The following is a 25,726-nucleotide window of genomic DNA, read 5'->3' as shown; positions in this document are numbered from 1 at the left end:
CAGGAATACAGTGGTTCCCTGGGCACATGAATAAAGCCCGTAATGAGATTAAAGAAATAATGCCGCAAATGGATGTGATCATTGAAGTGCTTGATGCACGCATTCCTTACAGTAGTGAAAACCCGATGGTAGCCACACTTCGTGAAGGCAAGCCGGTCATCAAAATTTTAAATAAGGCTGATTTAGCCGACCCTAAAATGACCCAAGCGTGGAAAGACTATTTTGAGCAAGAAAGCGGCGTAAAAGCCATTGCGTTTGGAAACGATAAAGCCGCAGAAGTACACCGAATTAATGAGTTATGTAAAAAATTAGTACCACATAAAGTGGGCGCCGATAAGCAAATTAAAGCCATGATAATGGGTATTCCAAATGTGGGTAAATCAACTTTAATTAATGTTTTAGCTGGGCGCATAGTGGCAAAAACAGGTAATGAGCCTGCGGTAACTAAAGCGCAGCAACGTATTAAGCTAGAAGATGGCATTATGCTTTACGACACGCCAGGTATGCTGTGGCCTAAAGTAGAAAACGAGAACTCGGGTTACCGCTTAGGCGCTACAGGTGCAATACGCGACACCGCACTTGAATATGAAGATGTGGCAAGCTATACGGCAGAGTATTTATTGAAAGCTTATCCTGAGCTTTTAAAAGCACGTTATAAAATCGATGAACTGCCAGAAAGTGATTGGGAGTTTGTAGAAATGGCCGGTAAAAAGCGCGGCTGTATTCGTGGTGGAAACCAAATAGATACTTATAAAATGTCTGAAATACTCATAAATGAGCTTCGTGATGGCATTATTGGCCGCATCACCATGGAAACTCCAGCCATGCGTGAAGAAGAAGAAATAATGGTCGCCGGTTTACGCGCCGCGGCAGAAGCTAAAAAAGCTGCTAAAGAAGAAGAGAAAAAACAGCGCCGTGCACGTGCACGCAAAAACCGCCGTTAATGGATTAATTTATGTGGGCATGTTGCTTACTAAATTACAGACATAAAAAAAGCCCGTAAGGGCTTTTTTAGTTTCATATCTACCGTCACCGATATGAGCAATGTAGCAAGTAAAATAGTAGGGCGGTTACTTATCATCAACATCAAGGGGCGTTGCGGTTCATAACAAGTAACCATAGCTGTTTACGTGCGCCACACGTTGTTTCAGGGTCGAGAAACAAATTAGTTCATTCCGTCACAAGTGGGTATGCATTCCCGCCTTGTTGATATTGATTATCAGTTAGATCTAATAAACTGTCAACACCTAAATGCAAATAATTCTTATTTTATTAAGTGCGTTTTTTACTCATATTTCATGGCGATTACTTGTACTGGCTTTTAGTCATTTAAGAATTTTATATGTAATTTGAAAGCATCGAATATGGGCAAACCTACCCGAGTTGATCTATAAAAAAGTATTTTCTGTTTAGGGCACGCCCTAATAAAAAGGTAATTAAATAGCTATAGAGTGGCGAAATATTTATAGTTTTAAGTGTTTTTAATCAAAAGTAACTGGCTGGCGGTAGATTAATACGGCGTCAGTATTGTGCACTACGAAGGTGGTTACAAAATAATTAAGTAACTGTTCGCACTTCTTATTAAAAGAATAAAACATTTAATTATTAATGGTTTATATAATAATCAGTGCTATTTAATGAGTACTTAATGTAAATCTAGAAAATTTTTATTGAATTGATTGCATTTTAATCGACTTGTATGGTGATGTTCGCTTTAAGTAATGCTATACTCCCGCCGAATAATTTATCGACTTTATTAAGAGTAAAATAATGGCAGATTTATCGAAGTACAGAAACATTGGTATTTTCGCGCACGTTGATGCGGGTAAAACTACCACCACTGAGCGTATCCTAAAGCTTACGGGTAAAATTCATAAGACTGGTGAGGTACACGACGGTGAGTCAACAACTGACTTCATGGAGCAAGAAGCTGAGCGTGGTATTACTATCCAGTCAGCAGCTGTTACGTGTGAGTGGAAAGATCACCGTTTTAACGTTATCGATACTCCAGGACACGTTGACTTCACAGTTGAAGTTTACCGTTCATTAAAAGTTCTAGACGGTGGTATTGGTGTATTCTGTGGTTCTGGTGGTGTTGAGCCGCAATCAGAGACTAACTGGCGTTATGCGAATGAGTCAGAAGTTGCGCGTGTAATTTTTGTAAATAAATTAGACCGTATGGGTGCAGACTTCTACCGCGTTGTAGGCCAAGTAGAAAAAGTACTTGGTGCGAACCCACTAGTGATGACTCTACCAATTGGTATTGAAGATCAGTTCACAGGTGTTGTAGACGTACTAGAGAAGAAAGCGTACGTTTGGGATGACACTGGTCTTCCTGAAAACTACGAAATCCAAGATGTTCCTGCTGACATGGTAGACAAAGTTGAAGAATACCATGAGATGTTAGTTGAGTCTGCGGTAGAGCAAGACGAAGATCTAATGATGGCTTACATGGATGGTGAAGAGCCGTCTCTAGAAGACATCAAACGTTGTATCCGTAAAGGTACACGTGACCTTGCATTCTTCCCAACTTACTGTGGTTCTGCATTCAAAAACAAAGGTATGCAGTTAATTCTAGATGCTGTAGTTGATTACCTACCTTCACCAACTGAAGTAGACCCTCAACCTCTTACAGATAAAGAAACTGGTGAGCCAACAGGTGAAGTAGCAACTGTTTCTGCTGATGAGCCACTTAAAGCGTTAGCATTCAAAATCATGGATGACCGTTTTGGTGCACTTACTTTCATTCGAATCTACTCAGGTCGCATGAAGAAAGGTGATACGGTTCTTAACTCAGCAACAGGTAAAACTGAGCGTATCGGCCGTATGGTTGAGATGCAAGCTGATGAGCGTAATGAGCTTACAGAAGCGCAAGCGGGTGACATCATTGCTGTAGTTGGTATGAAAAACGTACAAACAGGTCACACACTATGTGATCCTAAGCACGAATGTACACTTGAAGCGATGATTTTCCCTGATCCAGTAATCTCAATTGCTGTTGCTCCTAAAGATAAAGGTGGTAACGAGAAGATGGGTATTGCGATCGGTAAAATGGTTGCAGAAGATCCTTCATTCCAAGTTGAAACTGATGAAGATTCAGGTGAAACGATCCTTAAAGGTATGGGTGAGCTTCACTTAGATATCAAAGTAGATATCCTTAAGCGTACTTACGGCGTAGACCTTGTTGTTGGTCAACCTCAGGTTGCTTACCGTGAAACTATCACTCGTGAAATCGAAGATAGCTACACGCATAAGAAACAATCTGGTGGTTCTGGTCAGTTCGGTAAAATTGATTACCGCATCAAGCCAGGCGAGCAAAATTCAGGCTTCACATTCACCTCTACAGTTGTTGGTGGTAACGTACCTAAAGAATTCTGGCCTGCAGTTGAGAAAGGCTTTAAGTCAATGATGGACGAAGGTGTTCTAGCTGGCTTCCCTGTACTTGACGTTGAAGTAGAGCTTTTTGATGGTGCTTTCCACGCCGTGGATTCATCTGCTATCGCATTTGAAATCGCTGCTAAAGGTGCTTTCCGTCAATCTATCCCTAAAGCGGGTGCACAACTTCTTGAGCCAATCATGAAAGTTGACGTGTTCACGCCAGAAGACAATGTAGGTGACGTAATCGGTGACCTTAACCGTCGTCGTGGTATGATCAAAGACCAAGAAGCTGGCGCAATGGGCGTTCGCATCAAAGGTGAAGTACCTCTTTCTGAAATGTTTGGTTACATTGGTCACCTACGTACAATTACATCGGGCCGTGGTCAGTTCTCTATGGAGTTCGCACACTACTCTCCATGTCCACAAAACGTAGCTGAGACAGTAATCGCAGCAGAAAAAGAGAAAAAAGCAGCTAAGTAATTAGCTCTTTTACTCTAAGAAAACCCGCACATGTTGCGGGTTTTTTATTGCCTATGATTTAATTACTTACAGAGCTAGCGACTCTCTAACAAAGTAATACCAGCAATGATAGCCTAAGTAAAAGCGCTAAAGTACGTGATGTAATTAAAGCCAAAGTGACCGTGGGAGCAATGACTGCTTAGTTTCGCAAAGAGTGCGCAAGAGCGGTTATTTGATTCAGTCAGTTTTAGGTGTTAATTATAAAAGGGAAATTATATAGCAGCTTGTTTAAGGTATAAAAAAAGGAGCAATCATGCTCCTTTTATATTTAGTGCGAGCGTATTGCGCTAATTAAACTTCTTAATTGCTTTAGCTCTTAGTGCTTTCATCTTTGGCAAGCGAGGCTGATTAAAGCTTTGTATTGGCATTACTACTAAATGCTCTTGTGGCAGTGCAGGCACCGTTTTAGGGTATTGTCCAGGCTCTGGTACCGAAATCTCTTTTAAATGCACTTTAAGGCTATTTAGCATGGGGTCGTTATCAACTTCGCTTGGGCAAATAAATATCCCCATTTTACGCAGCTGCACACCTAATTTAATGCTACTGGTGTAGCGTATAATTGGTGCCCCTAACAGTAAACCAAGTAATATAGGCGATAACCACCAAAAGAATACAGGCGTAAAGTAGTAGGCTGTAGCGCCCCATACTATGGCAACTAAGGTAGAAAAAAGAGTGTAATTAAACGCTTCTTTCCACGGTACCATACGGCCTTCGCGTGGCTGTGCATCCCACTTAACTTTTTTACCTAAAAATACACATACTACAAAGTAAGCATGGAACACCATCATAAGTGGTGCCACGATAATGGCAAACACAGTCTCTATTATTGAGCCTATTATTAATTTAAACGAGCCACCAAAACGCTTATTTCTGTGTATGAGCGTAACAATGACACCCATTAATTTAGGCACTAGTAATATAATAATGGTTAAATAAAGTAGTGAGTCTATTAGGTCTGTTTTAGCTATTTGCCACGTTGGAAATAACTGATAAACCCGGTTAAAGTAAACATCGCTGTTTAATGCTCGGGTTACTGCATCTATGGTGCTCAGTGCTAACATAGATAGCCAAATAAGCGATGAAATATAAGCGGTTGCACCTAATAAAAAGTGAAACTTGCTCATTAACTTTAATTTAGACGAACCTAGTAAACCAAGGTGCTGAATGTTACCTTGAACCCAACGTCTGTCGCGTATGGCATAATCTAAAATGTTGCTTGGTACTTCTTCGTAGCTACCTTCAATATCGCTTAGTAGTAACACATCCCAGCCTGCACTGTGCAGTAATGACGCTTCTACAAAGTCATGGCTTAAAATTTCCCCACCAAATGGAGCATTGCCTTCAAGCGTAGGTAAACCACAATAGTTAATAAATGCTTCAACGCGAATAATCGCATTGTGGCCCCAGTAGTTAGCTTTGTCGGTTTGCCAAAAAGCAGAGCCAGCAGCAAGCATTGGGCTGTATAGCACAGAGGCAAATTGTAAAAAACGACCAAAGTAGGTGTCTTGACGAACCGGAATGGGGATAGTTTGAATTAAACCCGCTTGCGGGTTGTTGATCATGCTAGTGGTGAGTTCTAGCATACACTTGCCCGTCATCACACTGTCGGCATCTAGCACTATCATGTGATCGTATTGGCTGCCCCAGCGCTCGCAAAATTCGGTTAAATTACCTACTTTACGGTGTTTGTTGTCTTCACGGCGACGATAAAAAACCTGTTTTGCAGTATCGCCTAATCGCTCACATAAAGCGTGCCATGCACTTAACTCGTTTTGTGCTATTTCAGGGTCTTGCGTGTCGCTCAATAAATAAAAGTCAAAATTGGCAAGTTGTCCTGTCTCTTTTAATGATTGTAAACTCACTTCAAAGCCGGCAATGACACGGTGTGTGTCTTCATTATAAATAGGCATAACTACCGCAGTTTTTTGCTGTGCAAGTGCGGCATTATCAAACTCAATTGGTTTTATGCGTTTTAAGGTAAGCGGGTCAATTCGAAATAATTGCAATACAAACCCTATAGTACCACTGCAAAATGCTGTAACAATCCACGCAAAGGTGATTGAAAATAAAACCAATAGCGCGTATTCAAGCAAGGTCATTCCGTTTGAGCTTAAAATTTCAAACATAATAGAAATGCCATACCCCGAAACAGTCAAAGCAGCAATTGCAAATAACCATACGCGTAGTGTTTTGAATGGCATTGGCGTGCCTTTTCCTTTATTACTTGATGTCATTTGGGTACCAAACATAGCTCCATACCTCACTAATTTCTTTGTCACGAAGTTTTAACGACAAACGCATATCAACGGGTTGATCGTCTTGTGGTGCAATTTTAAAAGCGACTCGCCACCCTAAAGATTTAGGAAGTTTTTGCACAGATATATCTCTAACCTCACCTGTTGTTAGCTGAATGTCGGCGTTAAGTGTCAGCTTTTCAGACAGGTTATTTAAATCAGGACCTGCAAAGTCAACAGTAAACTGACGATGGCTCTGCGGTGGTGGGTTATCTTCACCCGGCAGCGCTGCGCTACCAATGCGAGTGCGAGTTACACGCGCTTTTTGGTGCTGAGTTAAGTGAGCATTAAAAGTGCTCATTTTATAGCTTAGCTTTAATGAATCGCCTGCTTTCATTGGCTTTTCTGGCACCCAGTAACTCACTATATTGTCGTTTGTTTCAGTGTCTGTTGGAATTTCTACTAACTCAACTCGGCCATTTCCCCATTCACCTTGTGGCTCTATCCACAGGCTTGGGCGGTCGTGGTAGTGTGCTTCAGTATCTAAGTAGTTATTAAAGTCACGGTCGCGCTGTGCTAAACCAAACCCCTTAGGGTTGGTGTACGAAAACGACGTGACGCTTAACTGTGATGGGTTGTTAAGCGGGCGCCATACCCATTTATTATCAGCTGACTGGGTTAATAAGCCGTCTGAGTCGTGCACTTCTGGTCGGTAGTCATCAAAAAACTTAGTGCTGTTTTCGCCGTGATAAAACATACTAGTTAAGGGCGCTACACCTAACTTTTTAATGTCTTTGCGGGCAAAAATTTGCATATCAACATCAACTAGCATGCTGGTTGTAGGGTCAATATTAAATTTGTAAGCGCCTGAAACCGAAGGGCTGTCTAGCAATGCAAAAATAGTGATATTAGTTTGCTCAGCTTTAGGTTTAACAAGCCAAAACTCTTTAAACATTGGGAATTCTTCGCCTGATGTTTCGGCAGTGTCAATTGCTAATCCGCGCGCGGATAAACCATATACTTGATTAGGGCCAACAACCCTAAAATAAGAGGCACCTTGGAATACCATCACCTCATCTTTGTATTCGTTTGTATTGAGAGGGTAGTGTAGTCGAAAGCCTGCATGACCAAGCTGTGTACCCGCAACGCTTTTAGCTATTTCATCTTTTAACGGTGCGGCAGTAGCGTCGTATTGATAATAATCGGTGCTAAAAGGTAGGCGGTTACGTTTTGAATCGCCTTCTACAGTGTTAATCGTTACTGGTGTTTTATATAAAAACCCAGGGTGAAAGAGTTGTATTTCATACAGCCCTTCATCTTTCCACACTGATTTGTCCTGCTTAAAACGAATTGAGCGGTAATCTTGGTAATCAATATTATTTAATGCATCTAACTCTATATTTTTTGGAGGGGCATATTCTTGTTCGGCTAGTTTTTTAGCACGAGCGCTAATTACTTCAAATAGGCTTTCTTGCGGAATTGCTGCATCAACACTTGCTGCTATTGCTTGCGTGCTGTAGCCCCAGCTAGAAAAAATAAAAAGTAGACCCAATAATGGCGTCGCTTTTTTCTGCCAAGTAGGAGGTGTTTGGGTTAATTGTTTCATTTTCATTCCTTTATAAAAACACGACTTATTTTTACGCTTAGGGTTTGTTACTTAACTACTACACAAGGGTGGTGAACTTATGGTGCAACTTTTAATCCGTAAATAAAGTGTTTACATTTCAACAGTTAAATTTATTAAAAAGAGCTTTAACTACGACTTATGTGTAAAAAACACTCATTTAATGTATTTGTTGCGCGGCTAATTCTATTAATAGTTAATAAACGGTATGGAAGATATTAAAGGTTGTTTACTGAAGCTTGTCTGAATTACATTTTTATAAGCATAAAAAAAGCCGCAAAAATGCGGCTTTAAAATAAATCTCTCGTTATTTTTTCTTAAACCTGCGCACTAATGAAAGTGGTGCTAATAAAAGAGATAACCAAAGCAGTGAACCCGAGTCGTTATCGTCATCACCACGTAGGTTGTTTACTCTTACAACTACCGTTTGTGCTTCAGATACATTTCCTACACTATCTTCTGCTTGTACTGTAAGAGTAATACGGTTTTCAAACTCGTAATCTACTTCGCTTGCAACAATTAACTGGCCTTGCTCGTTAATTGATACAGAGTCGTTACCCGATACAATAAATTTAACCACAGGTGATACATCAGCATTAGGATCGCTAAAATCAAGTGTGCCAATGACTGTGCCTATTGCACTGTTTTCATCCACTGTGAATATTTGATCAGGTGCAATTACCGGTGTTTGCTCTTCAGGGGTAAGCACTACCTCAGATTTTATATCAACAATGACGGGGTCGTGATCAGATGCACGGTACGGACCTTCTGCGTATAGCGTAGATTGATGACCTTCACTCTTATACTCTAGGTTGTAATCAAGCACGATAGGCTCATCAGCATTGATATGCCAATCATTTGCTGCAACAACTTTGCTTAGTAAAGACTCGGTTGCTAAAGCATGATCAAGGCTACCTGCACGGCCAGAGAAGCTATAAGAGTAGCTTAGTGTATCGCCATCAAGCTCTGCGACTACGTTTTTATAGCCTTTCTCATCAAACTTACGGATTGGATCTTCCATTGCATAAGCGTTCATATCACCAACAAGAATGATATCTTCATCATCTACGCCTGTAGGTTTGCTATCTAGCCAATCAGTAAAGGCATCAGCAGCTTCAGTACGAATTTCATTCCAACAACCTTGGCCATCACCTAGGTCGTCGTTATTATCATCACCACAGCTTCCTTTAGATTTAAGGTGGGCTACAGAAACGGTAAATACTTCATCAGTTGAAAGTGACTTAAAGCTTTGCGCAATAGGTGCACGGTTGCTGTAATCAAATGGGTAATCAGTAGTAATAGCGGCTGTGCCTACTTCTTCTACTTTATCAGCACGGTAAATAAGGGCCGTAGTAATTGCATCGGTACCAATTTGGGCTACGTTAAAATCTACAAACGCGTAGTTGTTAGCACTGTCGGCATCGTTTAATGCATTAACTAAACTTGCGATAGCGCTAAACTCACCAAAGCCGTCGTTTTCTATTTCCATTAAGCCAACAACATCTGCCTGCATTGCACTGATTGCGCTCACAAGTTTTGCTTCTTGGCGAATAAACTCTTCTTCTGAGTCTGCACCACGGCTAGTTGGGAACCCACCACCTTGGCCATCACCATTAAAGTAGTTAAGTACGTTAAAGCTCGCAACTCGTAGGTCGGCTTCTTCACTTTGCTCTGGCGCATCTTCACGTGCATTAGTCGCTATAAACTGCGGTGTAACAGTTGGGTGAATACGATAAGTGCTAAAGCTGTATGCAACTACGCCTGTCACTGCATTTACTGTATCGCCAGTACGTAGTGTGTTTTCTGCCGATAAACCTGCGGCAGGGTAAGCAGAAGGATCTGAGTTTTGAGCTGTAGAGCCATCATCTAATAAGATTTTTTTAGTTAAGTTAGCTGCTTCAACTGCATTTGCAGCATCGCCTGGTAAGGCAACTTGCGTACCTTGGTATAAACGCTCAGTGGCAAGTTCTACTTCACCATAGCGACCTAAGCCGTAGTTGTTTGTAACAACTAATGTTTGATCTAGGCTTACAAGCATGCCTTCGTAAGCTTCTAGGTCTGCTTGGCTATTTAGAGGTAAGCTTATAGGCGTTGCAGTGGCTACTTCGTCAGTACCACATACTGCAATTTGCGTTACATCGGCTAATTGTGTTGAGTCGTAGTATTCATTAACTGTACCTTGTACGCGAACGTGATCGCCTACATTTACATCGGTATCGGTAAAGTATATAAACAGACCTTCTGAGGTCATTGGGTCGTTATCTACATCTGCTGCAAGCGAGGTCACAAAGAAACCATCTAAGCCATCTTCACCTTGAAAATCAGCAGTGACAATACCTTCAATTTCAACAAGGGTATTAACTAATGGGCTTGCATCACCAGCACCTTGTACAGCGCTAATCAGCGTTTTATCTGCGCCACATACAAGCGGCTCTAGTGGTTCTGGCTCAGGGTCTGGCGCAGGAGCCGTACCACCGTCGCCAGCGTGTGAGCCTAAGCCGTCAAAGGTGTCAATATCAAACTGTTCCCACTCATCGCTCGGGCTAAATGCTGAGGTTGAGTCAGTTCGCCCCGTTGTAATGCTATTTTTTCTTCGTAAGGTTTTATTTTGAGTTTGAACGGTATCATCAGACCAAAAAGAGCCAGGATCAACACCCACTTGGCCAAAGCTGTCAACAACCACACCATTTTTAGTTAAAACAAGGGCATCGTCACCATTGTAGTAAGTTACAGTGCTCGTTGTGTCTGCAATATCAAGTATTTCAGCGGCTGCTCCGGGGTTTGAAATGATATAGGTGGTATTGGCAGCCAATGTGCCTGTTAAATCAATTGAGTTGCCAACCGAACTACTACCATTTGAATAAAGGCCTAACGTATACCCTTCAAGAGAAAGCTCGGTATCAGCATTGTTATAAAGTTCAATCGCTTTATTGTTGCTGCTGCCTTCAATGTATTCAGAAATGATTAGATCGGCGGAGGCTGGTGCACTGAGGCTCGCTAATACAAGCGCCAGTGGCGTTATTTTCGTTTTTAACATTTTTTATTATTCCCGTGTATTTAAATCCCAAAATGGGACTCCAGTTTAGGCAATCTAAATGACAAAAAGAATACAAATATGTTAATGATTGTAAAAAAATTAAGGCGGCGTACCGCCTTTGATAACATGTTTACTTATTTTGCAGCCATTGCGCGGCCTGCTTGGCAAAATACGTTAAAATACCATCCGCTCCGGCGCGTTTAAATGCCAGTAAAGATTCCATAATTGTGGCCTCTTCACTCAACCAGCCGTTATCGATTGCCGCTTTGTGCATTGCATATTCACCGCTAACCTGATATGCGAAAGTAGGTACACCAAATTCATCTTTAACACGGCGGACAATATCAAGGTAGGGCATACCAGGTTTCACCATCACCATGTCGGCGCCTTCTTGTAAATCAAGTGCCACTTCACGAATTGCCTCATCAGAGTTGGCAGGATCCATTTGATACGTCTTTTTATCGGCCCCTTTTAAATTACCCGCAGAGCCCACTGCGTCTCTAAACGGCCCATAGTAGCTAGAAGCGTATTTAGCTGAGTAGGCCATAATGCGTGTATGAATGTGCCCATCTGCTTCGAGTGCTTCGCGAATTGCACCAATACGGCCATCCATCATGTCAGAGGGTGCAACCACATCGGCGCCTGCCTCAGCGTGCGAAAGCGCCTGCTTAACTAATATTTCAGTGGTTATGTCATTTATTACATAGCCTTCATCATCAATAATGCCGTCTTGGCCGTGTGTCGTAAATGGATCTAGAGCTACATCAGTAATCACCCCAAGCTCAGGAAAGGCTTCTTTTAAAGCGCGCACAGTTCGTTGTGCTAAGCCATCTTCACTATAGGCTTCTTCGGCCATCAGAGATTTTTTGTCAGCAGGGGTTACCGGAAAAATAGCCACCGCAGGCACACCTAAATCAACTAATTCTTTAGCTTCTTCGAGCAATAAATCAATCGATAAGCGTTCAATTGAGGGCATTGATTCAATTGCTTCACGGCGGTTTTTACCTTCAAGTACAAATACCGGAAAAATTAAATCGTTTACCGATAGTTGGTTTTCGGCCATTAAACGGCGAGAAAAATCGCTACGGCGCATTCTTCGCATGCGGGTATATGGGAAAAGGTCGAGTCCTGATTGGGCCATATTACTAAGCTCCTACTGTGGAATTGGAAAACTAATTACTTGATTTCGGCCATGCTGTTTGGCGAAATAAAGCGCTTTATCTGCGCCGTCTGTAAATAGCTCAGGGTTACTAATATCGTTTACTACAGCGCTGTTTACGCCTGCACTAATGGTTACTTTTACGGATGTACCTGCTACGTTTACGGTATTGCTCTCTACGGCTTGGCGAATTTTTTGGGCAATATCAACCGCCCCTTCTTTTGGGGTATTAGGTAGCAAAACAACAAACTCTTCGCCGCCGTAGCGAGCCACTTCATCTAATGGGCGTTTTAAATGCTGTTTTATAATGTCGGCTACAGCGCGTATAACTTGGTCGCCGGTTAAGTGCCCATAGCTATCATTTACCCGCTTAAAGCGGTCGATATCGAGCATAATTATACTCAAAGGCGTTTGCTCACGCCGAGAGCGACGCAGCTCCATCACTAATTTTTTATCAAAAAAGCGACGATTTTTAACGCCACTCAGGGCGTCTTCCATATTAAGTAGCTCAAGCTCGCGGTTTTTATCTTCTAGTTCGCGCAAAGTAACTTGTAACTCAAAGGTGCGCTCATCAACTAACGATTCTAAGTCTTTTTGCGTTTGCTCTTGCAGTGCTATGCGCTCATTTAATAGTGTATCTTGGGCTGCATTTTCAGCAATCAAGGTTTGTTGAGCAATAACCTGTTCATCTCGATCTAAAATAAAGCGCTTCATAACGCCATAACATAGGCAAAATGTACTACCAAAAAAGCAAATAAAAACAAAAGCTAAGCTACTTCGACCTAAAGGGTATAAGCCAAATACAGCAACAATAAGATACACCAGAACAAGTAAAAATAGCATAAGTGCAATTAGCAGTGCTTTAACTGGTTTTGCGGGCGTTTTTTGCTGGCAGATGTAGGTGCTTACTAAGCAATAAATAATAACAATTGGGGTCGCCAGCAAACTAAAATAGGTAAACACTGTACTAGGTAATGCCCACATAAACAGCAGGCTAATAGCATAAATATTAGCAATAATGGCTTGCCATTTTAGTAGTTTAGAGGCTTTAGGTTGGCACAATTGTTTTTGTAGCGGCACAAAAATAAGCGTAGTGAGCATGAGTAAAACAGGTATCATTACTTGCTGTAACGATGGCGAACTAGGATGGAAATAACGAGCGCCAAAACCGCATAAATAAGCCAATAGCACTCCAAGGGTTAGCGTAATAATGCCTGCATAAGCAAAATACACCTTGCGTGAAAACCCATACAAAACCAAGCAACTCATGGCCAACGAAAATAAAAAACCAATAAGTAGCCCGTAAATTAAATTAAGCTTACCTTTATGGGCTAAGTAGGCATCTTGTTGCCATAAGGTAAGTGGGATACGCAGCCCAGCAATGTTGCTTACCTTAACTATTACGGTACTCGTGCTATTTGGCGGCAACCTCAATTTTGCTAATAAGGACTCGCTTTTTATTAGCCGCGATGAGAGCTTAAAGCTATCGCCAGTTTGCGTGTGTGAGAGCAGTGCTGAATTATAAAAATGAAAAATATGCGCTTTATTTAATAGCGGATTATCGAGCGATAAAATAGGGCTTATATTGCTATTCAAGGTATTTTTAACTGTAAACTTGACCCATACAGAGCGTTGTTCAAACCCTAAATTTAATGGCTTATCGCTTACTGTTTGCCAGTCGTTAACCTCAAAATAGGCATTGTTTGCAGTGCTAGGCGCAAACGAATAGCTCAAGGAGTCTATTTTTATGGATTTAAAATTGTCTGCGATAACGGGGTTTGCAACACTGCAAAATGAACAAAGGAGCATAAATAGGCTAAACAGCGCCTTTGGGCTTGTCATTAGCGACCTGCTTTATCAAATAAACTATAAAAGTTAGCCGTAGTATGGTTGGCAATAGTACTGGGCTCAACGTTAAAAAGCTCAGCAAGTGTTTCGCACACGTAGGTAAGGTAGGCCGGTTCATTTTTACGTGATTTAGGTTTAGGCGTTATTGTGCGTGGAATTAAAAAAGGCGCGTCTGTTTCTATTAATAACCGCTCAAGCGGGATACTAGGTACCAGTTGCTGCAATTCTTTACCGCGGCGCTCGTCACACACCCATCCAGTAATACCAATATAAAGCCCTAAATCTAAATAGTGTTTAAGTGCTTGAGCATTGCCTGTAAAGCAATGCAGTACGCCACGTATGTTATAGTTAGCCAAAATACTTAGCATATCTTCGCTTGCGTCACGTTCGTGCAAGTAAACCGGCAAGTTTAACTTTTCGGCAAGCGCTAACTGGCGCTTTAGTACGCTGCGTTGAATATCGCGAGGAGAAAAATCGCGATTATAATCAAGCCCACACTCGCCAATAGCAACAACGCAGTCGTTATTTGCAAGTTGCGTTAAAGTTTCTTCTAAGTTGTCGGTGGCGTCTTTGGCATCATGCGGGTGTACACCCGCAGTAGAGTATTGATTATAGTGTTTAGCAAGTGTTAGCGATTGCTCACTACTTGGTATATCACAGCCAATCAGTAACATATTTTGCACGCCCGCGGCATTTGCGCGGGCAATAATAGCCTGATGCTCACCTTCAAATTGGTGATTGGTTAAATTAATACCGGCATCAACTAATGTGTAGGTCATTACTGAGTACGCTTAACTCGGATTGAGCGATTTTGGCCTTCTTTACGAAGTAAAAAAGAATTAAACACACCGCGGCTAATAACCACTGTATCTGACTCTTTTAATTTAAGGCTGTCAGAGCCAATTTGACGCCATTGCTGATCGTTATCAAGGGTAATAATTAGCTCGCCGTAAGGGGCTTTTCTTACTGATGATACTGACGCAGTGATGTTTTCTTCTTTATCTTTAGTTACTTCTTTATGCTCAAGGCCAAAATCATCTGCTTTAGCAGCAGGCGCAGCTTGTGATACAGCGGCTACAGGTGCACTTACATTTGGCGATACATTCGTTACCGCTTTAGGCGGGGTTAATGTTTTTTTCTCACTAGGTTTAGTAAGCGGTTTACCTGCCACTGTGTTGTCGTAGCACAGTAAACGGTTAAAGTCGTTTTCAATAAAGCTACATGCTTGCAAAGCTTGCACGTTAATTTCTTGCGCTGCATAAGTAGGCGCGCTGAGTAAAACCAGTAGTGAGAGTAGTTGTTTTTTCATTTTATTCCTCAGATTCCTGTTGTTCTTTAGCGCTATAAAATTTCGCTAAAATTAACCCTAGCTCAAATAAAAGCAGCATAGGAAGTGCTAATAGTGTTTGTGATAATACATCAGGCGGTGTTAAAAACATCGCCACTACAAACACACCGACCACAATGTAAGGGCGTTTTTGTTTTAAGCTGTGCGTGGTTGTAGCGCCACTCCAACATAGCAGCATTATGGCTACGGGGATTTCAAACGCGACACCAAATGCAAAAAATAACTTAAGTACAAACCCTAAGTAACTACTAATGTCAGGTGCTAGGGTCATCATTTGCGGCCCAACACTGGTAAAAAAGCCCAATATAATAGGGAGCACAACAAAGTAGCAAAAAGCGATACCACCATAAAATAGTAAAATGCTCGAGGCCAAAATTGGCATCAGCATACGTTTTTCGTGCTGATATAGCCCTGGTGCTATAAACCCCCAAATTTGATGTAATATCCACGGAATTGCACCAAATAAGGCCACAAATAACGTCAGCTTAAATGGGGCAAAAAACGGTGCCGTAACATCGGTGGCAATCATGGTGGCCGTGTTTGGTAAATGCGCAACTAATGGCGCTGCCACAAACTCATATATATCATTGGCAAAATACACTAAACCAATGAATATCACTAAAATACTTAAAAGTGATCTAATAAGCCGATCGCGCAGCTCTATTAAATGAGCGACAAACCCAGATTGACCTTGTTCAGACATTATTTTTTATACCACGTAATAAGTTGACCACAAATAGGGGATTTAAATTCACTTTTTTTCATCGGGTAGTTCGTTAGATGGTGTGTTTGAAGTGTTTTTATAGCTATGGGTAACTGACTGCGCAGCTTTTTGCAGTTCATCAACCGATTGCTTTAGTTCAGGGCTTAAGTCTTTAAGCTCTTGTTGCTCTGCTTTTTTTAGGTTTTCGTGCAGCTCATTTATACGTAGCTCTTCACTTACTTCCGCTTTAACTGAATTGGCCATCGATTTAACGGTTTTTATCCAGCGCATAACAGTGCGAATGGCAACCGGCAACCGCTCAGGGCCAAGGACCACTAAGCCTACGATAAAAACTACAACGAGCTCCCACATTCCCATATTGCTTAAACCTTAGAATCGTCTTTGGCTTTTTCAGTGCTTTGTGTTGGCGTTGCTTTTTGAGACTCTTGAATTTGTTCAGCTTTTTCGCTTTCAGTCTCTTTGGTTTGATCATCAGACATGGCTTTTTTAAACCCTTTTACTGCGCCGCCTAAATCACCGCCCATACCACGCAGCTTTTTAGTGCCAAAGAGAAGTACGATAATTGCTAAAACAATCAATAATTGCCAAATACTAATGCCACCTAAACCCATGGTTATCTCCAACTGATAAATGCTTAAATGTTTATTTTAAGTACTAATTATACGCCCTGTGGCATAAATAGCACTTAGTTTGTGTTACGCCACGCTGCTATAAAGCTAATTGCAGACGTTGCTAATGTTGCCCCTGCTGCTATAAGGTCATGCTGCAGATAACACAGTGCCGACACTATCAGCGTTGCACTGCCAAATAGGCTAAGTACGAGTGCTTTATGTGACACATTATTTGGCTGAGCATGCTGCAACTGCGGACTACGCTTTAAATTTTGATAAATTAAATCAGGTAGTTCTGGCATTTTTTCAGCCCAAAATGGCAAGTTAGCATACATTTGTTTCATTACTGATAACGGACCAACTTGTTGTTTTACCCAATCTTCTAAAAACGGCTTAGCGGTTTTCCACAAATCAAGTTGCGGATAAAGCTGACGCCCTAAGCCCTCAACGTATAATAAGGTTTTTTGTAATAATACTAACTGCGGCTGTACTTGCATGTTAAAGCGTCGTGCGGTATTAAATAAATTAACCAATACATGCCCAAACGATATCTCAGCCAACGGCTTATTAAATATAGGTTCGCACACAGTACGAATAGCAAATTCAAACTCTTCTATGCTGGTATCTGATGGAACCCAACCTGAGTCAACGTGCAGTTGTGCAACTTGACGGTAGTCACGATTAAAAAAGGCAATAAAGTTTTCAGCGAGGTAGCGCTTATCTTCTTTGTTTAACGTGCCAACAATACCGCAGTCGATACCAATATACATGGGGTTTTCAGGGTGCTCGCGAGAGACAAATATATTGCCAGGGTGCATATCAGCATGAAAAAAGCTGTCTCTAAATACTTGCGTAAAAAACACTTCTACACCGCGCTCAGCGAGTAATTTCATATTGGTATTTTGCGCAATTAACGACTCAGTATCCGACACTGGAATGCCGTAAATACGCTCCATAACCAATACGTTACTGCGGCTATAATCGCTATAAACCGTGGGGATATATAATGAGTCAGAGCCTTCAAAATTACGCTTAAGTTGTATGCCATTTGCGCCTTCGCGCATTAAATCTAATTCGTCTAAAAGGGTTTTTTTATACTCTTTAACTACCTCTACAGGGCGTAACCTTTTTGCTTCGCTGTGTACTTTGGCAAGTACGTTGGCGAGCTTTTCCATAAGTGCTAGGTCGGCATTGATTTGTGCTTTTATGTTTGGACGGATCACTTTTATAACAACATCTTGGGTGTTGTTATCTGCATTCAATAATTTTGCTGTATGCACTTGTGCAATAGACGCAGAGGCCAATGGGGTTTGCGAAAACTCACTAAATAACTGGCTTATATCGCTAATTTCGAGTGATTTTTCAATTATTTTTTGAGCGAGTTCACCTTCAAAAGGTTCTACTTGGTCTTGTAAAAAAGCAAGCTCTAACGCAATGTCGTGAGGGAGTAAATCTCTGCGAGTAGAAAGCATTTGACCAAACTTAATCCACACCGGACCAAGTTCTTGTAAGGCTAAGCGCAGGCGCAAGCCGGCAGGTTTATTTTTGTGCTGGTTGCGTAACCAAAATAAGCTGCCACGGGCAATTTTAGCGTACCACGGTATTTTTTGTTTTGGTATTAACTCATCCAACCCGTAGCTAAGTAATGTTTTAGTGATGTAATACAATCGCGCAGTCGACACAAAAAATCCTTAGCGTTTTTGGGGGTTAGAAGAGTTGAGTAATGCATTTATACGCTGCTCAAGCGCGGCCACTTGCCCTTTTAGTGCACGGTTTTGTTGTTTAAATTGTTCAAGCTCTAAAGGGTGAATTGTTACAGCAAGCTCATCTTGGCAGAGGCTTGTTAATGTAGTGCTAAATTGCTGACGTGCTTTGCGCTCTTTAGCGCGTAAAGTGTTTAGCTGTATATAAAGGTACTGAGCGGGCGCATCACCGATGTAGTGTGATAGTTGCTCAGGCCAATCTATATCTAGATCAGAAAATGCACCGCTATATGCCTGAGCGACATTTAAATCGCCCTGTAAGTCTAACTTATCTTGACGAATAAGCTGAGTAAGCATCGCTGGATCTTTTAATGCCATGAGCGTATCAATATCGGCACTGATCATACACTCTGCGTTATTTTCGTCGTTAGCGCTGTATAAGTGAAGTAGCTTGCCATCAAAGGTTAATACTATTTGCTGTTGCCAATTTCGGATGTCGACCTTTAACGGTTTGTGTTTAACGGCACTCAGTTTATCTATTAAAGTGGCGTCGAGCTGAAGTACCTTGTTAAGTACTCGCTCTATAAGCGAAAGTACAAAATTAGGTAACATAAAAAACTGTGAATCGGGTTTTTCTGCCACCACATGCTCGCTGTTTTGCTCAAACGCCATAAGTGCCTGCCTTAATATTTAAAACCACGGTGCAGTGCAACAATACCACCAGTTAGGTTTTGATACGTTGTTTGCTCAAACCCAGCTTCTTCCATCATTGCTTTTAAGGTTTCTTGGTCTGGGTGCATACGAATCGACTCAGCTAAGTACTGGTAAGACTCGCTATCGTTCGCCACAACTTTACCCATAGTTGGTAAAAGATTGAATGAGTAAAAGTCATACGCTTTACTTAAAATTTCATGTTCAGGCTTAGAAAACTCTAATACTAATAAACGCCCACCCGGCTTTAATATGCGGTACATAGAGCGAAGCGCCTTGTCTTTATCGGTGACATTACGTAAACCAAAGGCAATCGTGATCACATCAAAGCTGTTATCTGGGAATGGCAGCATTTCGGCATTCATTTGTACGTAGTCAATATTGCCAACTAACCCTAAGTTATGCAGCTTTTCGCGGCCTACCTTTAACATAGATGAGTTAATATCGCCTAACACTACTTGACCGGTTTCACCGACTAACTGGCTAAACTTTGCTGTTAGATCGCCAGTGCCGCCTGCTAAATCGAGAACATGGTGGCCTTTGCGCACACCTGAGCTAGCTATTGTTTGACGTTTCCATAAACGATGTACACCAAAAGACATTAAATCGTTCATAACATCGTACTTTGCTGCAACCGAATGAAATACGTCTGCAACCATTGAGGCTTTATCGTTTTCAGCTACCGTTTTATAGCCAAAATGCGTGGTCTTTTGCTCTGTTTCGTTCATGGTTAGTCTCTATCGTGGCAATAAAGGCTAGTGTACTTGATTGTATGCTACAGGTGCAATTTGAATATGATTTATCAGGTAATTTAGCGTAAAGCTCAATACCCAGCAGTAAAGCTGCTTTGGCCTAGCGAACGCGCTTTAAATGCGGCGTGCGAGGCTTGTTTAGCTAATTGGTTAAAGTCATTATTTTTTTGATGCTGCGCTATACCCAAAGATAAGCTAATACCAGGCAGCTTAGTGCCACTTTTAGAGCTAACAAAACGTAGTTTTTCTACGCCATTACGTACTTTTTCAGCAATGACATTGGCGGTTTCTGGGTCTATGTCTGGCAGGAGTACGATAAATTGGTCTTTTGTGGTGCGCCCGGGTAAGCCACTTTGAAAGACATATTTTTTTATTTGTTTAGCCACTTTATTCAAAATCACCTCACCAATAATATCGCCAAAATTATCAATAAAGTGCTCTAAATTATTTATTTGCACAGCGATTGCGCAAATTGATTTATCTTTTTTGCTCCAAACTTGAGTTTGCTGGGTTAAGTAATGGCGTTTATATAACCCACTTTGCGAGTCAATTATATGTTGCTTACGTAACTGTGTTAGCTGTTTTTGGGTTTTTTCGTGTAGTTTTTTAGCTTTAAGTATTTCATGTTTAAAATGTTTATGTTGCTCTAGTAACGTGGCTGACTGAGTGTGTAATGTATCGAGTGCTTGTTTACTTTGTTCTATATTGTGCTCATCAAGTGAATACATACATTCACTCACTTGTCCGGCAAAGCTGACAATTTGCTTTTCGGTAGATTGCGCATTACGTGAAAGCGAGTCAATAACTCCATTTACGTTGTTGATCATCGCCACCTGTGTGGTGTGACCTTCATTTAAAAATTCAAAGTAGAGTTGCTCAATTAAAATACTATCAATGCTTGCTTTACCACTAATTGCTTGGTCTATGGCGTTATTAAGCTTAGGGTTTGCTTTACTTATATAGCTGTAAGCAACATGATAATTTAACGGAGAGGGAGGTAGCGCATGACGTTCTAAAAACAAGCATACATTCGTCATTTTTTCTTGTGCTACAGCCATGGAATCATGGAACATCATTCTTTACTACCAACTAAGTACGCATTAAATTACACATTAAAATAGCTCTTCAATGAGGGGGAAATGCGTCCAAGCTTTATTATTTTTTTTACTACCATAATCGTTAAGTGGGCTATTTAAAAGTAAAATCCCGAATTAGTGAACTTAAATCTTTAATTTTATTGCTCAGTAGCTGCTTTTATCATCAAAGTGCACATACTTTGCGTCAAGTGGCTATCTTGCATGGCTCAAGTTAAGCGCATGATTTCGAGCTTAATCGCATTTATCTTGCTATTTACTCAGCCTGCGATAGTTTTGTGAAATCTAATGTATGGTCAAGTAAAACTAAAATGAAATATTCCTTACACCCACGTTTTTGCCGCACGCTAGTTGCGTTATCCCTTATTGGCACATTGAGTGCGTGCTCGCTAACAAGTCCAAGTCCAGATTCACAATTTGAGCACGTGGCACAAAGTATTGTTGAATACCGCCAACGTGTTAACCCTTATGCACACGCTGAAGGGGTCGACGGTTATTTGTTACCTAATTTATCGGCTGATTTTTTAAAGCAGCAGTATGAACAAAAAACAGCTCTACTGGGCCGCTTAGATGCCATTGATAGCAGGCAGCTTTCCAGTGAAAATAGCATCAACCTTAGTATTATTCGTGCGCAGGTACAAAATAGCGTTGATGAATATGTGTTTAATGCGCACTACATGCCGCTCACCTCAGAGTACGGGTTCCACTCTAGCTTGTCTTACATGATCAATAGCTCGCAATACAAGCAACGACAAGACTTAGAAACATACTTAGCCCGCCTTGAGCAGGTGCCACGTTTTTTTGAGCAAAACATTTACTGGATGAAAAAAGGGCTTGAAACAGGACTTACTCAACCACAAGCAGTACTAGCTGGTTACGAAGATTCGATCAGTGCATACATAGTAGATGATGTAACAGAGTCAGACTTCTACTCTCCGTTTAAAACAAATACAGCAGACCTAAGTGATAACGAATTCAAAGCGTTACAAAAAAAAGCTAAACACATCATAAAAAATGATGTTATTGCCTCTTACAAAGCGTATTTAACGTTTTTTACTACGCAATATCAGCTGGGCGCACGTACCACGATTGGTATTTCGCAAACCCCTAATGGAAAGGCGTTTTATAAAAATCGCGCACACTATTACACAACTACAGACATGAGCATTGATGAAATACATCAGCTGGGCTTATCAGAGGTGGCGCGTATACGTAGTGAAATGCAAGCAATAATAAAAGAAGTGGGTTTTGAAGGCACGTTTGCCGATTTTATCCATTTTTTACGTACTGATCCGCAGTTTTACGCTACAACGCCTGAGCAATTATTAAAAGAAGCAGCGTATATAGCAAAAAAAATGGACGCACAGCTGCCTAAGTTGTTTCATACATTGCCGCGTATGCCTTATGGCGTTGCGCCCGTGCCTGAAAGTATAGCCCCAAAATATACAACTGGGCGCTATGTTGGCTCGAGCCGAAGCGATCAAGCGGGCTATTATTGGGTTAATACCTACGCGCTAGATAAGCGCCCGTTGTATGTATTAGAAGCACTCACTTTACACGAAGCCGTACCTGGTCATCACTTGCAAATATCACTTAATGCGGAGCTTGAAAATCTACCCAGCTACCGCCGTAATGCTTATCTTTCGGCTTTTGGTGAAGGGTGGGGGCTTTATTCTGAATACTTAGGGATAGAAGCCGGTTTTTACCAAGACCCATACAGTCGTTTTGGCCGTTTAACCTATGAAATGTGGCGTGCGGCACGCTTAGTAGTTGATACTGGTATGCATATGTACGGCTGGAGCCGTGAGCGTGCTATGAACTTTATGAGCGAAAACACGGCGCTTTCATTGCACAATGTTAAAACAGAAACCGATCGCTATATTTCGTGGCCAGGGCAAGCGTTGTCTTACAAAATTGGCGAGCTGACTATCAAGCGTTTACGTTCAGAGGCCGAGCAAGCGCTTGGAGCACGTTTTGATATTCGTGAGTTTCATCATCAAGTATTACGCCATGGTTCAGTGCCCTTATCAGTGCTTGAAGAGCAAGTTCGTTTGTATATAAAAGCTGAGCTTGAAAACACAAAAAGCTAATTATCACAAAGTATAAACCTTGAACAACGAAAGGTGTTGTGTCACTTTGAAACAACACCTTTTTTATTTTTAAGAACAACCATCAAGGGGCTTTGGATGAGCGATTTTATTATTTTTAGTATTGATGTGTTTGCGAGTATTTTTATTGTTGCGCTCGGGTTTATTGTACTAAGCGTTATTGTTTTTTATTTTCGTGACATTACCCAAACAAAGCACGCAATTAGGCGAAATTATCCGGTTATTGGCCGTTTTAGGTACTTTTTTGAGCGCCAAGGTGAATTTTTTAGGCAGTACTTTTTTGCCCTCGATAGAGAAGAAATGCCATTTAATCGCGCCGAGCGAAGTTGGGTTTATAGGGCTGCTAAAGATGTAGATCGTACTGCGGCCTTTGGCTCTACACAAAGCTTAGAGGTAACCGGCACAGTCATGTTTATGAATTGTGCTTTTCCAACCTTAGATGAAGAGGCGTTGGACCCAAGCAATGTCACCTTGGGCCCTTATTGTAAAACACCGTATACAACTAACTCATTGTTTAATATATCAGGAATGAGCTTTGGTGCGCTCTCAAAACCGGCAGTTAGGGCTTTATCAAAAGGGGCAAAGTTGGCCGGCTGTTGGATGAACACTGGTGAAGGCGGGCTAAGCCCTTATCATTTAGAGGGCGGCGCTGATTTAGTATTTCAAATTGGCACCGCTAAATATGGTGTGCGCGATGAGCATGGCAATTTGAGTATCGATAAACTTAAAGAGATTGCTGCACATAAAAACGTAAAAATGTTTGAGCTAAAATTAAGCCAAGGTGCCAAACCAGGTAAAGGCGGTATGTTGCCAGGTAAAAAGGTTAATGCCGAAATAGCTAAAATAAGAGGGATCCCAGAGGGCAAAGATTCTATTAGCCCAAATGGGCACCCAGAAATTAAAAAGCCAAGCGATATATTAGATATGATTGCCACAGTGCGAAACGCCACAGGTAAACCTACCGGATTCAAAGCTGTTATAGGTGATTACACCTGGCTTGAAACGCTCTTTGCTGAGATTAATCACCGCGGGCTCGAGTCAGCCCCTGATTTTATTACGATTGATAGTGCCGATGGCGGTACGGGTGCGGCGCCTCAACCTTTGCTAGATTCAGTAGGCTTACCGCTGCGCGAAAGCTTGCCGCTTGTTGTAAATATGCTCGAAAAACACGGCTTAAAAGAGCGTGTAAAGGTAATTGTGTCGGGTAAGTTAATTGTACCTTCTAAAGTGGCATGGGCACTGGCTTTAGGTGCTGATTTTGTTGTTTCAGCGCGTGGTCACATGTTTGCATTAGGTTGTATACAAGCCATGCAATGTAATAAAGATACCTGCCCAACGGGGATCACTACTCATAATGAGCGCCTGCAACGCGGCTTAAATGTTACCGATAAAGCCCAGCGAGTTGCCAATTATAATAAATATATTCATTACGGCGCTGGCTTAATTGCACACTCGTGTGGTGTAACGAGTGCGCGGGAGTTAAGGCGTAAACATGTGCGTATTGTGCAAGAAAGCGGACTGTCGGAGCCGCTCGATAAAATCTACGAAAATTACCACTAACTGTAAGTATAAAAAGGCGCTTTTGCGCCTTTTTTAATTTAGCTGGCTTATTAATAAACTAAAAAAGGCATCTTTGTTGTCGCAGCGATTGGCATTTAAAATAAGTTGCTCACCTAAGCTGAGCGTTTGTTTTTGTACTGCAAGTCGCGTATTTTCATCTTCAATACTGTCAATATCTGCCACATGGGCAAGCCCTATGGTGCGCCTAATTAGCTCTGTGCCACAATAGCCTATGGCGTCTTGTAATACGTTTTTCATAAAGTACTGTGGGTAGCCGTCGGTACTGAGTGTTTGATCTGTGCTGTGGTTGGTAATTAACGTTAGCCATTGTTGCTCAAATAAATTATAGCTTTCAACAATGCAGCTAAGTAAATGGGTTTGATAGTTTCGCCGTGCTACAAATTCTTCAATATGCCCAGCTTGTGCGCAGTAATTTAGCAGTAAATTACCAATAAAAGAGCCTATATCAAAGCCAATAGGGCCAAAAAAGCCAAACTCAGGATCTATTACTTTGGTGGTATTACTATCTACAAAAATACTGCCGCTGTGCATATCGCCGTGCAGTAATGTTTGTGGGTTAGATAAAAAGTTAGCTTTTAATTTCGCAACTTCTAACTTAAGCGCCGTGTTATCACGAAGGGCTTTCACCTGCGGGGCCAGCTGCACAGGAAAGTTATTGCGCTCGTGATCTATGTACGGATCGCTAAAAAATAAATCTTCGGTTATTTGGCAAAGCTCAGGGTTAGTAAATTGCTGTACTAGCGCTTTTTTATGCTGGGCGGCTAAATGAAAATCTGAATTATAAAATCCTGTATGACTTAAATACGTAGCAACATGCTCGGCTAATTTAGGAAATTGCTCCGCGTTATTTTGCGCGGTACGCAATATTACTAAATGGCCTAAATCTTCTAAAATGGTTAGTGCGTAATCAGAATTATAGTGCAGCACTTTTGCCGTGTGATTGGGGCAAATAGTACCGTGATTAACTAATACTTGCGCCTCAATGCGGGCTCTATCAAGTGTAAGTGGCCATGACTCACCGACACAACGAGCATAAGGCAGTGCTTGCTTTAAAATAATGCTGTTATGGTGCTCATCGCTAATTCTAAATACTAAATTAAGGTTACCGTCGCCAAATTCGTACGCAGTTAAATGTGCGCCAGCATTAAAAAAATCATACTGCTTAGAATCAATTAACGAATTTACATATTCAATTGCGCGCTGCGCATTAAACGCGACATAGTTAGCCATAGTGAGTTCTCAAACAATCTTTTAGGCATTCTAAACCTTTAAATGTTTAGATGTCTACAAGTCTA

At 41.4% G+C, this 25,726-nt stretch carries 19 protein-coding genes; 4 read left to right on the top strand and 15 right to left on the bottom strand.

Annotation, left to right across the window (positions count from 1 at the left end; all coding sequences use genetic code 11):
- The first annotated feature begins 5 nt into the window (after nucleotides 1–5).
- Nucleotides 6–944, top strand: coding sequence for a ribosome biogenesis GTPase YlqF (gene ylqF / locus AABI99_RS07700; RefSeq protein WP_338365065.1), 939 nt, complete (start codon nucleotides 6–8; stop codon nucleotides 942–944).
- Between the two features lie 826 nt (nucleotides 945–1,770).
- Nucleotides 1,771–3,858 carry an elongation factor G gene (fusA, locus tag AABI99_RS07695; protein WP_338365063.1) on the top strand — a complete coding sequence of 696 codons (2,088 nt, stop codon included), beginning with the start codon at nucleotides 1,771–1,773 and terminating at the stop codon, nucleotides 3,856–3,858.
- A gap of 326 nt (nucleotides 3,859–4,184) precedes the next feature.
- Here the strand turns inward: fusA and mdoH are convergent, their stop codons facing one another.
- The 14 genes from mdoH to AABI99_RS07625 all read right to left on the bottom strand — a co-directional run bounded on the left by mdoH (nucleotide 4,185) and on the right by AABI99_RS07625 (nucleotide 20,706).
- Nucleotides 4,185–6,146 (bottom strand): glucans biosynthesis glucosyltransferase MdoH, encoded by a 1,962-nt coding sequence (mdoH, locus tag AABI99_RS07690; RefSeq protein ID WP_338365062.1) that lies wholly within the window; start codon nucleotides 6,144–6,146, stop codon nucleotides 4,185–4,187.
- Nucleotides 6,118–7,737, bottom strand: a complete 1,620-nt coding sequence (locus AABI99_RS07685; RefSeq protein WP_338365061.1) for a glucan biosynthesis protein G — start codon at nucleotides 7,735–7,737, stop codon at nucleotides 6,118–6,120. Before AABI99_RS07685 ends, mdoH begins: the two co-directional genes overlap by 29 nt.
- 325 nt (nucleotides 7,738–8,062) lie before the next feature.
- A complete protein-coding gene (locus tag AABI99_RS07680; RefSeq protein WP_338365060.1) occupies nucleotides 8,063–10,792 on the bottom strand; it encodes an ExeM/NucH family extracellular endonuclease in 2,730 nt (909 codons plus the stop codon).
- A gap of 130 nt (nucleotides 10,793–10,922) precedes the next feature.
- Nucleotides 10,923–11,933, bottom strand: coding sequence for a porphobilinogen synthase (gene hemB / locus AABI99_RS07675; protein WP_338365059.1), 1,011 nt, complete (start codon nucleotides 11,931–11,933; stop codon nucleotides 10,923–10,925).
- Between the two features lie 12 nt (nucleotides 11,934–11,945).
- Nucleotides 11,946–13,793 (bottom strand): diguanylate cyclase, encoded by a 1,848-nt coding sequence (locus AABI99_RS07670; protein WP_338365058.1) that lies wholly within the window; start codon nucleotides 13,791–13,793, stop codon nucleotides 11,946–11,948.
- Nucleotides 13,793–14,578: a TatD family hydrolase gene (locus tag AABI99_RS07665; protein ID WP_338365057.1), complete on the bottom strand. Its 786-nt coding sequence runs from the start codon at nucleotides 14,576–14,578 to the stop codon at nucleotides 13,793–13,795. The genes AABI99_RS07670 and AABI99_RS07665 overlap by 1 nt, the downstream gene beginning before the upstream one ends.
- Nucleotides 14,578–15,108 carry a hypothetical protein gene (locus AABI99_RS07660; protein ID WP_338365056.1) on the bottom strand — a complete coding sequence of 177 codons (531 nt, stop codon included), beginning with the start codon at nucleotides 15,106–15,108 and terminating at the stop codon, nucleotides 14,578–14,580. The genes AABI99_RS07665 and AABI99_RS07660 overlap by 1 nt, the downstream gene beginning before the upstream one ends.
- Before the next feature lies 1 nt (nucleotide 15,109).
- The gene (gene tatC, locus AABI99_RS07655; RefSeq protein ID WP_338365055.1) at nucleotides 15,110–15,850 is read right to left on the bottom strand and encodes a twin-arginine translocase subunit TatC; all 741 of its coding nucleotides are present in this window, start codon (nucleotides 15,848–15,850) and stop codon (nucleotides 15,110–15,112) included.
- A 48-nt stretch (nucleotides 15,851–15,898) separates the two neighbouring features.
- Nucleotides 15,899–16,222 carry a Sec-independent protein translocase protein TatB gene (gene tatB / locus AABI99_RS07650; protein ID WP_338365054.1) on the bottom strand — a complete coding sequence of 108 codons (324 nt, stop codon included), beginning with the start codon at nucleotides 16,220–16,222 and terminating at the stop codon, nucleotides 15,899–15,901.
- 11 nt (nucleotides 16,223–16,233) lie between these two features.
- Entirely contained in the window at nucleotides 16,234–16,482 is a 249-nt protein-coding gene (gene tatA / locus AABI99_RS07645) for a Sec-independent protein translocase subunit TatA (RefSeq protein ID WP_338365053.1), read from the bottom strand.
- Nucleotides 16,483–16,556: 74 nt separating this feature from the next.
- Nucleotides 16,557–18,164 (bottom strand): ubiquinone biosynthesis regulatory protein kinase UbiB, encoded by a 1,608-nt coding sequence (gene ubiB / locus AABI99_RS07640; RefSeq protein ID WP_338365052.1) that lies wholly within the window; start codon nucleotides 18,162–18,164, stop codon nucleotides 16,557–16,559.
- Nucleotides 18,165–18,173: 9 nt separating this feature from the next.
- The gene (locus AABI99_RS07635) at nucleotides 18,174–18,857 is read right to left on the bottom strand and encodes an SCP2 sterol-binding domain-containing protein (RefSeq protein WP_338365051.1); all 684 of its coding nucleotides are present in this window, start codon (nucleotides 18,855–18,857) and stop codon (nucleotides 18,174–18,176) included.
- A gap of 11 nt (nucleotides 18,858–18,868) precedes the next feature.
- Nucleotides 18,869–19,624, bottom strand: coding sequence for a bifunctional demethylmenaquinone methyltransferase/2-methoxy-6-polyprenyl-1,4-benzoquinol methylase UbiE (gene ubiE / locus AABI99_RS07630; RefSeq protein ID WP_286245594.1), 756 nt, complete (start codon nucleotides 19,622–19,624; stop codon nucleotides 18,869–18,871).
- 95 nt (nucleotides 19,625–19,719) lie between these two features.
- A complete protein-coding gene (locus AABI99_RS07625; protein WP_338365064.1) occupies nucleotides 19,720–20,706 on the bottom strand; it encodes a GGDEF domain-containing protein in 987 nt (328 codons plus the stop codon).
- 347 nt (nucleotides 20,707–21,053) lie between these two features.
- On the opposite strand from AABI99_RS07625, the gene AABI99_RS07620 reads away from it, so the two are divergent.
- Both AABI99_RS07620 and AABI99_RS07615 read left to right on the top strand, forming a co-directional pair.
- On the top strand, nucleotides 21,054–22,832 hold the full coding sequence (locus tag AABI99_RS07620; protein WP_338365050.1) for a DUF885 domain-containing protein: 1,779 nt from the start codon (nucleotides 21,054–21,056) through the stop codon (nucleotides 22,830–22,832).
- 96 nt (nucleotides 22,833–22,928) lie between these two features.
- On the top strand, nucleotides 22,929–24,410 hold the full coding sequence (locus AABI99_RS07615; RefSeq protein ID WP_338365049.1) for an FMN-binding glutamate synthase family protein: 1,482 nt from the start codon (nucleotides 22,929–22,931) through the stop codon (nucleotides 24,408–24,410).
- Between the two features lie 33 nt (nucleotides 24,411–24,443).
- Here the strand turns inward: AABI99_RS07615 and mtnK are convergent, their stop codons facing one another.
- Nucleotides 24,444–25,661: an S-methyl-5-thioribose kinase gene (mtnK, locus tag AABI99_RS07610; protein ID WP_338365048.1), complete on the bottom strand. Its 1,218-nt coding sequence runs from the start codon at nucleotides 25,659–25,661 to the stop codon at nucleotides 24,444–24,446.
- Nucleotides 25,662–25,726 lie beyond the last annotated feature (65 nt).

The sequence above is a fragment of the uncultured Pseudoalteromonas sp. genome (assembly GCF_963922945.1).
In the GTDB taxonomy this organism is placed as follows: Bacteria; Pseudomonadota; Gammaproteobacteria; order Enterobacterales; family Alteromonadaceae; genus Pseudoalteromonas.
The sequence above is the reverse complement of the archived record's forward strand: the minus strand, read 5'-3'. Positions and strand labels throughout refer to the sequence as shown.

Bases quoted from the DNA above. Each gene is read 5' to 3' on its own strand.
- AABI99_RS07615 (WP_338365049.1), top strand. From the start codon at position 22,929: ATGAGCGATTTTATTATTTTTAGTATTGATGTGTTTGCGAGTATTTTT.
- mdoH (WP_338365062.1), bottom strand. From the start codon at position 6,146: ATGTTTGGTACCCAAATGACATCAAGTAATAAAGGAAAAGGCACGCCA.
- AABI99_RS07685 (WP_338365061.1), bottom strand. From the start codon at position 7,737: ATGAAACAATTAACCCAAACACCTCCTACTTGGCAGAAAAAAGCGACG.
- tatC (WP_338365055.1), bottom strand. From the start codon at position 15,850: ATGTCTGAACAAGGTCAATCTGGGTTTGTCGCTCATTTAATAGAGCTG.
- ubiE (WP_286245594.1), bottom strand. From the start codon at position 19,624: ATGAACGAAACAGAGCAAAAGACCACGCATTTTGGCTATAAAACGGTA.
- hemB (WP_338365059.1), bottom strand. From the start codon at position 11,933: ATGGCCCAATCAGGACTCGACCTTTTCCCATATACCCGCATGCGAAGA.
- tatB (WP_338365054.1), bottom strand. From the start codon at position 16,222: ATGTGGGAGCTCGTTGTAGTTTTTATCGTAGGCTTAGTGGTCCTTGGC.
- AABI99_RS07635 (WP_338365051.1), bottom strand. From the start codon at position 18,857: ATGGCGTTTGAGCAAAACAGCGAGCATGTGGTGGCAGAAAAACCCGAT.
- tatA (WP_338365053.1), bottom strand. From the start codon at position 16,482: ATGGGTTTAGGTGGCATTAGTATTTGGCAATTATTGATTGTTTTAGCA.
- AABI99_RS07670 (WP_338365058.1), bottom strand. From the start codon at position 13,793: ATGACAAGCCCAAAGGCGCTGTTTAGCCTATTTATGCTCCTTTGTTCA.
- AABI99_RS07620 (WP_338365050.1), top strand. From the start codon at position 21,054: ATGAAATATTCCTTACACCCACGTTTTTGCCGCACGCTAGTTGCGTTA.
- AABI99_RS07660 (WP_338365056.1), bottom strand. From the start codon at position 15,108: ATGAAAAAACAACTACTCTCACTACTGGTTTTACTCAGCGCGCCTACT.
- mtnK (WP_338365048.1), bottom strand. From the start codon at position 25,661: ATGGCTAACTATGTCGCGTTTAATGCGCAGCGCGCAATTGAATATGTA.
- fusA (WP_338365063.1), top strand. From the start codon at position 1,771: ATGGCAGATTTATCGAAGTACAGAAACATTGGTATTTTCGCGCACGTT.
- AABI99_RS07680 (WP_338365060.1), bottom strand. From the start codon at position 10,792: ATGTTAAAAACGAAAATAACGCCACTGGCGCTTGTATTAGCGAGCCTC.
- AABI99_RS07665 (WP_338365057.1), bottom strand. From the start codon at position 14,578: ATGACCTACACATTAGTTGATGCCGGTATTAATTTAACCAATCACCAA.
- AABI99_RS07625 (WP_338365064.1), bottom strand. From the start codon at position 20,706: ATGGCTGTAGCACAAGAAAAAATGACGAATGTATGCTTGTTTTTAGAA.